This is a genomic window from Affinirhizobium helianthi, assembly GCF_042680945.1.
GTDB classification, from domain to species: Bacteria; Pseudomonadota; Alphaproteobacteria; order Rhizobiales; family Rhizobiaceae; genus Neorhizobium; species Neorhizobium helianthi.
Genome location: NZ_JBHUEQ010000026.1, coordinates 170724 through 182373, shown reverse-complemented (window position 1 = coordinate 182373; position 11650 = coordinate 170724). Strand labels below are relative to the sequence as shown.

At 57.7% G+C, this 11650-nt stretch carries 13 protein-coding genes; 8 read left to right on the top strand and 5 right to left on the bottom strand.

Going from position 1 to position 11650, the window contains the following annotated elements; genetic code table 11:
* Positions 1-17 precede the first annotated feature (17 nt).
* Positions 18-893, top strand: coding sequence for a SphA family protein (locus ACFSE1_RS15325; RefSeq protein WP_377403145.1), 876 nt, complete (start codon positions 18-20; stop codon positions 891-893).
* Positions 894-1117: 224 nt separating this feature from the next.
* Here ACFSE1_RS15325 and ACFSE1_RS15320 read toward each other — a convergent pair whose 3' ends face one another.
* Positions 1118-2245 (bottom strand): ICP22 family protein, encoded by a 1128-nt coding sequence (locus tag ACFSE1_RS15320; protein ID WP_377403143.1) that lies wholly within the window; start codon positions 2243-2245, stop codon positions 1118-1120.
* A 285-nt stretch (positions 2246-2530) separates the two neighbouring features.
* Between ACFSE1_RS15320 and ACFSE1_RS15315 the strand changes: the two genes are divergently transcribed.
* From ACFSE1_RS15315 to ACFSE1_RS15300, 4 genes are read left to right on the top strand one after another with little or no spacing between them, the layout of a single operon-like run.
* A complete protein-coding gene (locus tag ACFSE1_RS15315; protein WP_377403331.1) occupies positions 2531-3400 on the top strand; it encodes a metal ABC transporter substrate-binding protein in 870 nt (289 codons plus the stop codon).
* Entirely contained in the window at positions 3397-4311 is a 915-nt protein-coding gene (locus tag ACFSE1_RS15310) for a manganese/iron ABC transporter ATP-binding protein (protein WP_377403141.1), read from the top strand. Before ACFSE1_RS15315 ends, ACFSE1_RS15310 begins: the two co-directional genes overlap by 4 nt.
* A 19-nt stretch (positions 4312-4330) precedes the next feature.
* Positions 4331-5155: a metal ABC transporter permease gene (locus ACFSE1_RS15305; RefSeq protein ID WP_377403329.1), complete on the top strand. Its 825-nt coding sequence runs from the start codon at positions 4331-4333 to the stop codon at positions 5153-5155.
* On the top strand, positions 5152-5985 hold the full coding sequence (locus ACFSE1_RS15300) for a metal ABC transporter permease (protein ID WP_377403139.1): 834 nt from the start codon (positions 5152-5154) through the stop codon (positions 5983-5985). Before ACFSE1_RS15305 ends, ACFSE1_RS15300 begins: the two co-directional genes overlap by 4 nt.
* Before the next feature lie 56 nt (positions 5986-6041).
* On the opposite strand, the gene tal is transcribed toward ACFSE1_RS15300, so the two are convergent.
* On the bottom strand, positions 6042-6998 hold the full coding sequence (gene tal / locus ACFSE1_RS15295; RefSeq protein ID WP_377403137.1) for a transaldolase: 957 nt from the start codon (positions 6996-6998) through the stop codon (positions 6042-6044).
* Positions 6999-7163: 165 nt separating this feature from the next.
* Between tal and ACFSE1_RS15290 the strand changes: the two genes are divergently transcribed.
* Complete coding sequence (locus ACFSE1_RS15290; protein ID WP_377403135.1) at positions 7164-8138, top strand: sugar-binding transcriptional regulator; 975 nt, start codon at positions 7164-7166, stop codon at positions 8136-8138.
* Positions 8139-8294: 156 nt separating this feature from the next.
* A complete protein-coding gene (locus ACFSE1_RS15285; RefSeq protein ID WP_377403133.1) occupies positions 8295-8591 on the top strand; it encodes a hypothetical protein in 297 nt (98 codons plus the stop codon).
* A 39-nt stretch (positions 8592-8630) separates the two neighbouring features.
* On the opposite strand, the gene ACFSE1_RS15280 is transcribed toward ACFSE1_RS15285, so the two are convergent.
* Entirely contained in the window at positions 8631-9515 is an 885-nt protein-coding gene (locus tag ACFSE1_RS15280) for a methylated-DNA--[protein]-cysteine S-methyltransferase (protein WP_377403131.1), read from the bottom strand.
* Between the two features lie 65 nt (positions 9516-9580).
* On the bottom strand, positions 9581-10075 hold the full coding sequence (locus ACFSE1_RS15275) for a DUF2244 domain-containing protein (RefSeq protein ID WP_377403327.1): 495 nt from the start codon (positions 10073-10075) through the stop codon (positions 9581-9583).
* Between the two features lie 24 nt (positions 10076-10099).
* On the opposite strand from ACFSE1_RS15275, the gene nth reads away from it, so the two are divergent.
* Positions 10100-10888, top strand: a complete 789-nt coding sequence (nth, locus tag ACFSE1_RS15270; protein ID WP_377403129.1) for an endonuclease III — start codon at positions 10100-10102, stop codon at positions 10886-10888.
* Here nth and ACFSE1_RS15265 read toward each other — a convergent pair.
* Positions 10841-11587: a sulfate transporter family protein gene (locus tag ACFSE1_RS15265; RefSeq protein ID WP_377403127.1), complete on the bottom strand. Its 747-nt coding sequence runs from the start codon at positions 11585-11587 to the stop codon at positions 10841-10843. The two genes, nth and ACFSE1_RS15265, sit on opposite strands and share 48 nt — an antisense overlap.
* Positions 11588-11650 lie beyond the last annotated feature (63 nt).

Sequence of the window (11650 nt, the reverse complement as noted above, 5' to 3'; positions counted from 1 at the left end):
CCTCCTTGCTTCTCTGCATGCTGAGCGCAGGCATCGCTCTGGCCGATGAAAACGGCTCGACCATCACACCTTTCGGCATCGGCGATTTTGGTGCAGGTCAGAGCCCGCCGCCAACGCCCTATGGCACTTTTGCGATTTCCGGCAGCTATTATCATGCGGATATGACCCGCGACGGAAGAGGCGACAAGGTCGACAACAACTTCGATCTCACGGTCAAATCCATCAGCCTGACCTATGTCAAAATGTTCGAGGCCCAGCTCTTCGGAGCCAATTACGGCTTCGCCGCGAGCATTCCCTTCTTGAATATCGGCGGCAATGTCACAGCTGCCACACCCACCGGCCTGCTGAACCTGGCCAACGAATCCGGTGGCATTGGGGACATCCAGATTTATCCCATCATTCTCCAATGGGATCTGACCAAGAACTGGTTCGTCAACGCAACGCTTCAGGTGCAGGCGCCAACGGGCGAATTTAACACGCGTGAGGCCTTCACGCCCGGCGTCAACCATTGGGCCATCGCTCCGGTCGTATCCTTCACCTATATCAGCGATAGCGGTTTCGAAATCTCGATGCGCAACGAGCTGAATTTCAACACCCGCAACCCTACCACACGCTATACCAGCGGTGTCGGCTTCAAGAATGAATTTGCCCTTGGCCAACACTTCGGTCCCTGGACCGTTGGCATTGGCGGCTATGCCTATCAGCAGATCACTGATGACAGCGCCCCGAACCTGACGTCCGGCAATCGCGGTCGCGTTTTTGCTGCAGGTCCTGCGATTACCTATAACGAACCGGGAATGCCCGCCATCGGTCTGCACGCCTATCAGGAATTCGGCGCCCGCAACCGCTCGGAAGGCTACAATGTCAACGTGCGAGTGGCCTTCACGTTCTGAAGCCGCTGCGGACGGGATGATAGCTTGAGACCCCACCGGGTTTTCCAGACTCCGCAATCGATCTTGAAGGGTTGAGGCTACCGGTCTCAGCCCTTCAATGCATGCGCGACCTTTCGGTTTCGGTCATTGCTTCCGGCACGCCGGTATCTGCCTGAAGCCGCTCACCGAGACTGCCAGTTTTGCTCAATGCGCTTGAGAGCGGTTCTGAAAGAGTGTGGCTGACGTCAGTGTCCCGACTTTTCGGAACCCTTGGCTGAGGCATCAGTCGGAGCTGCCACCTTCATGGGATCGATCCCGTCGTGGCTGGCGTCGTGGCTGGCCTGCGCATCAGGCTTAGCCGCACCTTGCCCGACAGGCGCCGGTGACGGTTGCTTCTCCACCACCTCCGGCTTGTCCTTTCCGAACATCATGGCCTTGATCCGGTCAACCAGACCGGCGGGCTCTGCGGCTGCTGTATGTTCAGGGCTTGGCGACTGGTGGTCTGCCAGCATTTTCTCCTCGCCCTGCGCTTCAGGATGCGGCGGCTGTGCAGCGACGGCCTCGCTCTTCTTGCCAAAGATCATCGTGCTGATGGAACTGACGAGGCCCTCGCTCTTGCCATCCTCCGTACCGGCTTCACCACCATGCCCTTCGGCTGGCGCAGCCTTGCCATGCCCGGCATCTGCAGCGGGGCTATCGTGCCCACCACCCTGCTCAGAAGCGTCACCCTTGCCCTTCTTCTCGTCCGTTTTGCTCTCATGGCCGGATGTCTTGCCATGCTCGCCGGAGCCAGACTTGCCGCTCTCCTCCGTCTCGACCACGGGAGAAATGCAATCTGCGCCATCGGTCAGCTCGGCGGCAATTTTTTCGATATCTTCAACCGGCGGTGAGATACGCAGGCCGAAAAATTCCCCGTTGCTCGCCGTCCCTTCGATGTAGAAGGCCGAATAGACGGGGTCGTTGGGATCAGGTGCCTTGCTGGTATCTGGAATATAGACAACCTGAGCGCCTATAGCGCGTCCGCGCATGGCCGCTCGCTGTGTCGGGCCGGATTTGTCGAGGACCGTAATCTGGATCAGGTCCGCCTTGGCGGATTTCTGCACGGCTTTCGCCACACGCACGGCGGTGCGCAGCCTGGCTGGCCCATCCCCCCCGGACGTGAAGACATAACGTCGCACCCAGGTGCGCTGGTCGCGATTCAGCTTCATTTCCTGAAGTGTCGTGCATTCCAGCCCGTTTATGCTTTCGTAGGAGGGGCCGAGAAGCCGGTCTGAGCCGATGTAAAGTGCCGCTGCGCCGCTTCCGCCAACCAGAAGCACGCCCCCGATAACAAGGATGAGAGTTCGTGAAAGCCGCAGCTTCAAGCCTTTCACGACCGGAACTCCGGCATCCATAACTCCCATAAACACAGCACTTATTCTCGAGACGACACATCCTGCGACATTACTCTTGAAGAAGCTTTAATATGCACAGGCGGTTTCCACCTTTCCGCGCGATGGAAGCCTCCAAAGGCCGGTAGCACCCCCTGAAATAGAGGGTTTCACCCCCTTTGTTGCAAATGATTTGCAATAGCATTGACACTCTGCATCAGGGCGCTACATTGTATTGAGAATGAATTGCAATAAGGAAGTCGTCCTGTGCTTTTTCGAGATCTTGTCATCGCTGCCGCGGCAATCCTGTCGCTCACTCCAGCCCTGTCTCAGGCGGCGGAAAAGCCGAAAGTCGTCACCACCTTCACTGTCATTGCCGATATGGCACGCAATGTTGCGGGCGATGCTGCCGATGTGGAAAGCATCACCAAGCCTGGTGCGGAGATCCACAACTACCAGCCCACACCGCGCGATATCCTGCGCGCCCGCAATGCCACGCTCGTCTTGCGCAACGGGCTCAATCTTGAGCAATGGTTCGACAAGTTCCTCGTCAATCTCGGCAAAGTGCCAAGCGTGACAGTCTCCGAAGGCGTTGAACCCATGGCCATTGCAGGCGGAGCCTATCAGGGAAAGCCCAATCCGCATGCCTGGATGTCGCCGGAGAACGGGCTGATCTATGTGGAAAATATCCGCAAAGCGCTGGTCGCCGTCGATCCTGCCAATGCTGAAACCTACAACGCCAATGCCAAGACCTATAGCGACAAGATCCGCGCGACGGTGCAGCCCATGCGCGATGCGCTTGCCAAACTTCCGGAAAATCACCGCTGGCTCGTGACCAGCGAGGGAGCCTTTTCCTATCTCGCCCGCGATTTTGGCTTGAAGGAGCTTTATCTCTGGCCCGTCAATGCCGATAGCCAGGGAACGCCGCAACAGGTGAAGGCCGTAATCGATGCAGTTCGGGCAAACCGCATCAGCGTCGTCTTTTCGGAAAGCACGGTTTCTGCCGATCCGGCAAAACAGGTGGCGAAGGAAACCGGCGCTGCCTATGGCGGGGTGCTGTATGTCGATTCCCTGAGCGAAGCCGACGGTCCCGTACCCACCTATCTCGATCTGTTGAAGGTCACAACCGGCACCATTGCCAAGGGATTGGCGTCATGAGAATGGGCAAATCCACGCGCCATCACGCAGGACTTTCCGTCGACAATGTCACCGTTGCCTATCGCAACGGCCATGTTGCCCTCAGCACGGCAAGCTTTGCGGTTCCGAAAGGCAGCATCACCGCTCTGGTGGGTGTGAATGGCGCTGGCAAATCCACGCTTTTCAAGGCCATCATGGGCTTCGTTCCACTGTCCTCCGGCAAGGTGGAACTTCTGGGCATGCCCGCGCGGCAGGCGCTGCGCCGCAATCTGGTAGCCTATGTTCCGCAGGCGGAAGAGGTGGACTGGAATTTTCCCGTACTGGTGGAAGATGTGGTGATGATGGGCCGCTATGGGCACATGAATTTTCTGCGCATCCCGTCCCGCCGCGATCACGCCATGGTAACGGAAGCGCTGCGCCGGGTGAATATGGAAGCCTTCCGCAAGCGCCAGATCGGTGAATTGTCGGGCGGGCAGCGCAAGCGGGTGTTTCTCGCGCGCGCTTTGGCGCAGGAGGGGCAGATCATCCTGCTGGATGAGCCCTTCACCGGCGTCGACGTCACCACGGAAGAGCAGATCGTAGCGCTTTTGAAAGCGCTTCGGGATGAGGGACGGATCATGCTGGTCTCGACTCATAACCTCGGCAGCGTGCCCGATTTTTGCGACCGCACCGTTTTCGTCAAAGGCACTGTGATTGCTGAAGGCCGCACGGCCGATGTGTTCAACGAAGAGAATCTGGAAAAGGCGTTTGGCGGCGTTCTGCGCCATTTCATTCTGGGCGGCCCGGACCTGCACGATGACGATGACCGTCGGCGTATCAGGGTCATCACGGATGATGAGCGCCCCTATGTGACCTATGGCGCGGATGCGACGCGTGTGGAGAGAACCACAGAGCGCCGTCAGGAGGCTCACAGTGTTCCAGACACTCATTGAGCCATTCACCTACGGCTACATGCGCGATGCCATCTGGGTCAGCGCCCTGGTGGGCTGTGTCTGCGGCTTCCTGTCTGCCTATCTGATGTTGAAAGGCTGGTCCCTCATCGGCGATGCGCTTTCCCATGCCATCGTGCCGGGCGTTGCCGGGGCCTATATGCTGGGTCTTCCCTTTGCGCTGGGCGCCTTCCTGTCCGGCGGGCTTGCTGCCGGTGCCATGCTCTTCCTCAACCAGCGTACCCGGCTGAAGGAAGACGCCATTATCGGCCTCATCTTCACATCCTTCTTTGGCCTTGGCCTGTTCATGGTGTCGCTCTCGCCCACCTCCGTGAACATACAGACCATCGTTCTGGGGAATATTCTCGCCATCACCGCCGAGGATAAATTACAGCTGATCCTGATCGGCGGCATCAGCCTTGCTATTCTGGCGCTGAAATGGAAGGATCTCATGGTGGCTTTCTTCGATGAGAACCATGCCCGCACCATCGGCCTGAAGCCGGATGCATTGAAGGTGCTGTTCTTCACCCTTCTCGCCGCTTCCACGGTCGCCGCCCTGCAAACCGTGGGCGCATTCCTCGTCGTTGCAATGGTGGTGACCCCTGGTGCGACTGCTTATCTGCTGACGGATCGCTTTGGCCGCCTGATTGCTCTTGCCGCCACCATTGGCGCGGTCACCAGCTTTATTGGCGCCTATGCCAGCTACTTTCTCAATGGCGCGACAGGTGGGGTGATCGTGGTGTTACAGACGCTCATATTCCTGATCACTTTTGTCTTTGCGCCCAAGCACGGTGTGCTGGCAGCCAGACGCCGCCGGAACCGAGAAATTGCCGGGAGGCTGGCATGAGCGAAATCCTGCAATTGGCAATTCTGCCCTTCCAGCTTCCTTTCATGCAGAACGCATTTCTCGTCACGCTGATGATCTCGGTACCGATGGCAATGCTATCCTGCTTCCTCGTCCTCAAGGGTTGGTCACTGATGGGCGATGCTGTGTCCCATGCCGTTCTGCCGGGCGTGGTCCTCGCTTACATCCTCTCCATTCCGCTCGCGATTGGCGCCTTCGCAGCTGGCTTGGTGTGCGCGATAGGCACCGGCTTCATCAAGGAAAACAGCCGCATCAAGGAAGATACGGTGCTCGGCATCGTCTTTTCCGGCATGTTCGGGCTGGGCCTGACGATGTATGTCGCGGTGCAGAGCGATGTTCACCTCGACCACATTCTGTTTGGAGACATGCTGGGCATCGCCCCCGCTGATCTTATTCAATCCGGGCTGATTGCACTCGCAGCCACTCTCTTCCTTGGTATTTTGCGCAAGGATCTGCTGCTGCACGCTTTCGATGCGCAACATGCGCAGGCCATTGGCCTGCCGGTCAGGCTCCTGCATTACGGGCTGCTGGCGGTTCTGTCTCTTACCGTGGTGGGGGCGCTGACGGCTGTCGGCATTATCCTGGCCGTTGCCTTTCTCGTCGGCCCGGGCACTATTGCTTATCTGATGGCACGCCGCTTCCACGCCATGCTGGTCACAGCCATTGCAATTGCCGTCGGCTGTTCATTCGTGGGCATCTACGCAAGTTTCTTCATCGACAGCGCCCCTGCCCCCACCATTGTATTGCTGATGAGCCTGGTCTTCATCGCAACCTTTGTGAAGACGTCGATCCGGGCGCATCGACCTGCCTAAAGCACAAACGGCCCGGTCGAAAACCGGGCCGTACAATGTTTTGCCTGTGAGGAAGCTTAGGCTGCCAATTCCTTCTTCACGATATCGCGCAGTGCCAGCAGATCCTTGGCAAAGAGGCGAATGCCTTCCGATAGCTTTTCGGTCGCCATGGCATCCTCGTTCAGCATCCAACGGAATGTCTTCTCGTCGATTGGCTGGAACGGATCTTCCGTGATGTTGTCCGGCGAAAGCTTGCGCTCCAGCGTGCCTTCCGCCTTGTCCAACTCATCCAGCAATGCCGGACTGATGGTCAGGCGATCGCAACCGGCCAGAGCTTCAATTTCGCCGGCGTTACGGAAGGATGCACCCATGACAATCGTCTTGATGCCATTGGCCTTGTAGTAGTTGTAGATCTGGCGAACGGAGACCACGCCCGGATCGGTTTCCGCCGTATAGTCCTGGCCGGTCGATTTCTTGTACCAATCCAGAATGCGGCCCACGAAAGGCGAAATCAGAAATGCCTTGGCATCCGCGCAGGCAATCGCCTGAGCCTTGGAGAAGAGAAGCGTCAGGTTGCAATCAATGCCTTCCTTCTGCAGCACTTCGGCAGCCTTGATGCCTTCCCAGGTGGAAGCGAGCTTGATGAGAATGCGATCCTTCTCAATACCACGCTCCTTATAGGCTGCGATGATACCGCGTGCCTTGGCAATGGAGGCTTCCGTATCGAAGGAGAGATCTGCATCCACTTCGGTGGAAACGCGACCCGGCACGAGTTCGGCGAGTGCTGCACCGACGGAAATGGCGAGACGATCAGCAACCGCAGCCACGACAGCCTCGGAAGAACCGTTCTGGCTCTTGCCCCAGACAACGGCTTCCTTGACCTTATCTGCAAAGATCGGCGTGCCCAGTGCCTTCAGAACGATTGTCGGGTTGGTGGTGCAATCCACCGGCTTAAGACGCGCCACTGCCTCGATATCGCCCGTATCGGCGACCACCGTGGTCATGGAACGGAGTTGTTCAAGTTTGGACGCCATCCGATGTTCCTTGCCTTATGAATAGCTATGGGAAGCATTTCCCTTCACCTCAATATCTGCGCGCTCAAGGCAAAAAGTCAAGACATTTGCTGATCGGATTTGACATTTGTTTCATCCGCAGGGATAGTTGCAACCACTATAAACCTCCAGCAACCGGCAGATCCCTTGGCCCGATTGAAACGCGAAACGCACATTGCCTATTCGGAAGCCGCATCACAGAGGCTTCGGGCAGCTTGGCTCTATTACAATCAGGGCCTGACGCAGAAAGATGTGGCAGACAGGCTGGGCGTCAGCCGCTCAACCGTCATCCGCATGCTGGATGAAGCGGTCAAGCGCTCGGAAGTGCAGATCTGGATCAGCGAGGGCGTGGATGATTGCGTGGCGCTGGCGGTGAAGCTTGAACAGGCTTACGGTCTGGATGAGGCAGTTGTTGTTCCGGCGCCCGCAAAGCAGGATGCCGATTCCTTGGCCAAAGCCGTGGGGCTTGCGCTTGGCCAATTCCTGACCGAAGTCATTACCAATGACATGACGATTGGCGTCGGCTGGGGCCGAACCATGACAGCTTCGCTCTCCGGCTTCCGCTCTCCCCGGCGGGAAAACTGCAAGGTCGTCTCCCTGCTTGGCGGCATCGTCGCCGTCCACCAGACCAATCCCATTGATTACACCTGGCGGCTTGCGAGCCAGTTGGGTGCGGAATGCTACATGTTTCTCGCCCCGCTTCTGGTCGATTCCACCGAAACGAAGCAGGCTCTCATCGAAAAGTGCGGCCTCAAAACCCTCTATGATCTGGCGGAGCGCCTGGACCTCGCGATTGTTTCCTGCGGCGATATCGGCCCGCATTCGACCTCCCTCTCGGAGGGATTCATATCGCGCGAGACCCTGCAGGAACTGGTGGACGCCGGATGCGTCTGCGACACCATGTTCAATTTCCTCGATGAAGCAGGACGCTCCATCGAACATCCGATCAATCAGCGTGTCATGTCCGTCGATCTCGATACGTTGAAGAAGGCAAAGCACATCGTGCTTTCCTCCGGTGGCGCACATCGCGCCAAGGCCATTCGCGCCACCATTCGCCGCATCGGCTGCAATACACTGATTACAGATGAAAGCGCGGCAAAGGCGTTGTTGGCTTTAGCATAGGCCCCGGCACGCTACGCAACCAAAACGGGTTGCGATAAAAAATTATCAACCTACATTGAGATTTGTCTCAAAACAGCAATTCGTGCTTGCGCCAAAGCATGCCAAATGAATAATCCCAGGTTGTTTAAAGTAACTTTTACACCAAAGGGTTTTAAAATGACACAGCGTATTATCTGGGGCAACGTTAATGCTGATGGCTCTATCCATTCCGGCAGCGGCGATTTTGCTATCACACGGACTGATAACGGCGTTTATATGATCCAGTTCAATGACGACTTCACCACCACGCCTGCGATTGTTGCATCTCAGGTTCGCTGGGGTGATATCGGCCAGAAAACTGCCGACAACGTCGTATTCCCGTTCCTGAACAAGAACGGAGCAACCGCGATTACGGGTGACAATAGCGGCAATCGCACCAACCGTAACTTCGCGTTCATTGCCATCGGCGTCTGAACCAGAACATGACCGAGATAGAGCCGGCGAGGCTCTATCTCACCCCTTGCCCGCCTCCCATCCAAGAATGGCCCGCTTGCGCGTCAGGCCCCAATGATAGCCGGTGAGAGCACCACTTTTGCCGAGTGCGCGGTGGCAGGGCACAACGAAGGAAATGGGGTTGCGCCCAATGGCAGCACCCACGGCACGGCTAGCCTTCGGCTGGCCGATATCGCAAGCGACATCCGAATAGGTCACCGCCTTGCCAAAGGGTATTTTTAGCAGGCTTTGCCATACGCGAACCTGAAAATCCGAACCGATCAGCACGACGCGCAGAGGCTCCTCGGATGACCAGCGTCTTGGGTCAAATATTCTGCCGATAAAGGGAGCCGTCGCTTCCCGGTCTTCGACATATTGGGCATTCGGCCAACGCCGCGCCATATCCTCGAAACAGGCATCCCGCCCGCCCTCATCATCTGCAAAGGCAAGGCCCGCCAGCCCGCGATCCGTCACCATCACCAAAGCCAGCCCGAAGGGAGAGGGATGAAACCCGTAACGCATGGTCAAGCCGCCGCCCCGCGCTTTCCACTCGCCAGGGCTCATGGCTTCGTGGGTCACGAACAGATCATGCAAGCGCCCCGGCCCGGAAAGACCGACCTCAAACGAAGCTTCAAGAAGCGGCAATTGCTCGTGGCCCAGAAGCCGCTTGGCGTGATCCAGTGTCACCGCCTGTAGAAAGGCTTTTGGGGAAAGCCCCGCCCAGCGAGTGAACACCTTCTGCAATTGTGTCGGCGACTGGCCAAGTTCCGCGGCAATCTTTTCCAGCGAGGGCTGCTCGCGGTAATCAAGGGTGATCAGTTCGATCACCTGCTTGACGATCTGATAATCCTCGCCGGTTGGCGTGATATCGATCTGGCGGTCTGGCACGGGTTGCAGGGCATTCATGGTTCAATCCTCATCTTGGCGTGAGAAGACCACGGCACGCTGTCCCATGCCACCCGTTTCTTGCGTCAAAGTCGCTGCTTCACCGTTGCGAGAGCGGCGCGAAACGCCTTGGCAAAGCTTTCCCGATCATCAGGATTGAGGAAAGAGCCAATATCCGTATGCCGCCCCTCCCCTGTCACATGCATGGAGGTAATGCCGAATTCCTGATGACGCTTGACGCGGAAGCGGGCCCAGAAGGAGTTGAAGCGGTGTTCCACCACCTGCCCCGCAGGCGAGAACTTCCGCACCGAAACATGCGTGCGGGAGACGGTCACCTCCTCCCGCGCCCGACCGGAGCGATAGTTCAACACGAAGGCTCCCCAGAGAAGCAGGAAATCCAGCCCGAAGAACAGACCGATGGGCCATGCGCCTGTCGCCAGAAAAAAGGCGGCATGAAGCATGCAGATGCCCCCGCTGATCAGGAGAAGTATACGAAACCCCTTTCGCCCCAGTGAGCGATAGGGGGTCAGCTCGGCTGCAAAAACCGGTTGCTCTTCACAAGCGTCCACGTTGCCTTCCATCCTCTGCCTTGCGATACAAGCCATATGGCAACTTCGAAGACTCAATCCCACATGCAAACTTCACAAAAGTCAAATGGCGCAGCGAGAAGCCGCAGACATGCCCGCACCGCCTATAACAAGGTTGAGCTGGAAGAGATCTTCCGCCGCTTCTCTGTGCAGAGGCCGGAGCCCAAGGGAGAGCTGGAGCACGTCAATCCCTTCACCCTGGTGGTGGCCGTTGCGCTTTCGGCGCAGGCAACCGATGTGGGCGTCAATCGTGCCACCCGCAAACTCTTCCAGATCGCCGATACTCCGGCCAAGATGCTGGCGCTGGGCGAAGAAGGGGTGATCGAGCACATCAAGACCATCGGGCTCTATCGCAACAAGGCAAAGAACGTTATTGCCTTGTGCAGAATGCTGCTCAATGATTTCGGCGGTGAGGTTCCGCAAACCCGTGAAGAGCTGATGCGCCTGCCAGGCGTGGGGCGCAAGACAGCCAATGTCGTGATGTCGATGGCTTTTGGCATCCCCACCCTTGCGGTCGATACGCATGTTTTCCGCATCGCCAATCGCATCAAGCTCGCGCCCGGCGCCAACCCGGATGCAGTGGAAGATAATCTCGTTCGGGTTATTCCGAAGCAATATCTCTTTCACGCCCACCATTGGCTGATCTTGCACGGGCGCTACACCTGCAAGGCCCGCAAGCCGGAATGCGAGATTTGCGTGATCGCAGATCTCTGTCGCTATCCCGCCAAGACAAACGACATTCCTGCCCCGCTTGTAGAGCTACCCGCGCAGATGATTGGGGCGGCTGCTCTGAGCGAGAGCGAATGACGGGTCCTTGCGGCTGACGGCCTTATGCAGATGCACCATCATACCCGCCGCAAACAGCGGCGTTAGCAGGTTGAGGAAGGGGATGGCGAGGAAACCGGCAATCAGCAGACCGCCAAGAAACACGGTTCCGCGATGCTTCTCGCGAAAGGCTTTGGCCTCGGCGGCTGGGCGAAAGCGCATGGCGGCAAATTCAAAGAATTCCCGGCCCAGTAGATAGCCGTTGACCAGAAAGAAGGCGACGATGTTGACGCCCGGCACGAACAGCAGGAAGAGCGCGATGATGTTGCCGATGATAACAACACCCAGGAATTTCGCCGACTCCACAAGCGCCTGCCCCAGAGGCAAAGCCATGCCCGGGGGATCGGTGGCATAATCCCGGCGCTCCACCACCTCCGCCACGTCATCCAGAAAAAGACCTGCGATCAGAGCGGTCACTGGCGCAATGAGAAGGGCAAGCGCAAGCGCCAATCCGATCCCCGCCAAGATAGCAAAAATGAAGGTCAGCCACCCTGCCCAGTCCGGAACTGTCGGCATCCATTGCGCCAAATATGGCCAGATATAGAGGAAGAACACTTCGCGCAGCGCAAACCATAGCCCCATCAGCACGACAAGGGTCAGCCCCAAAACTTTCCAGAATACGGATCGTGTTTCCGGGGCAAAAAGGTTCAACAGCGAAAGACGGGCTGCTTCGAGGATCATGTGAGAAACGCTCCCTGTTCCTCACCGATGTAGGTGGTGAGCTTGTCATGAACAAGCAGCAGC

What these genes read in the sequence shown, in the direction of transcription:
- ACFSE1_RS15325 (WP_377403145.1), top strand. Translation starts at nt 18, where the DNA reads ATGCTGAGCGCAGGCATCGCTCTGGCCGATGAAAACGGCTCGACCATC.
- ACFSE1_RS15310 (WP_377403141.1), top strand. Translation starts at nt 3,397, where the DNA reads ATGAGAATGGGCAAATCCACGCGCCATCACGCAGGACTTTCCGTCGAC.
- ACFSE1_RS15305 (WP_377403329.1), top strand. Translation starts at nt 4,331, where the DNA reads ATGCGCGATGCCATCTGGGTCAGCGCCCTGGTGGGCTGTGTCTGCGGC.
- ACFSE1_RS15300 (WP_377403139.1), top strand. Translation starts at nt 5,152, where the DNA reads ATGAGCGAAATCCTGCAATTGGCAATTCTGCCCTTCCAGCTTCCTTTC.
- tal (WP_377403137.1), bottom strand. Translation starts at nt 6,998, where the DNA reads ATGGCGTCCAAACTTGAACAACTCCGTTCCATGACCACGGTGGTCGCC.
- ACFSE1_RS15285 (WP_377403133.1), top strand. Translation starts at nt 8,295, where the DNA reads ATGACACAGCGTATTATCTGGGGCAACGTTAATGCTGATGGCTCTATC.
- ACFSE1_RS15280 (WP_377403131.1), bottom strand. Translation starts at nt 9,515, where the DNA reads ATGAATGCCCTGCAACCCGTGCCAGACCGCCAGATCGATATCACGCCA.
- ACFSE1_RS15275 (WP_377403327.1), bottom strand. Translation starts at nt 10,075, where the DNA reads ATGGAAGGCAACGTGGACGCTTGTGAAGAGCAACCGGTTTTTGCAGCC.
- nth (WP_377403129.1), top strand. Translation starts at nt 10,100, where the DNA reads ATGGCAACTTCGAAGACTCAATCCCACATGCAAACTTCACAAAAGTCA.
- ACFSE1_RS15265 (WP_377403127.1), bottom strand. Translation starts at nt 11,587, where the DNA reads ATGATCCTCGAAGCAGCCCGTCTTTCGCTGTTGAACCTTTTTGCCCCG.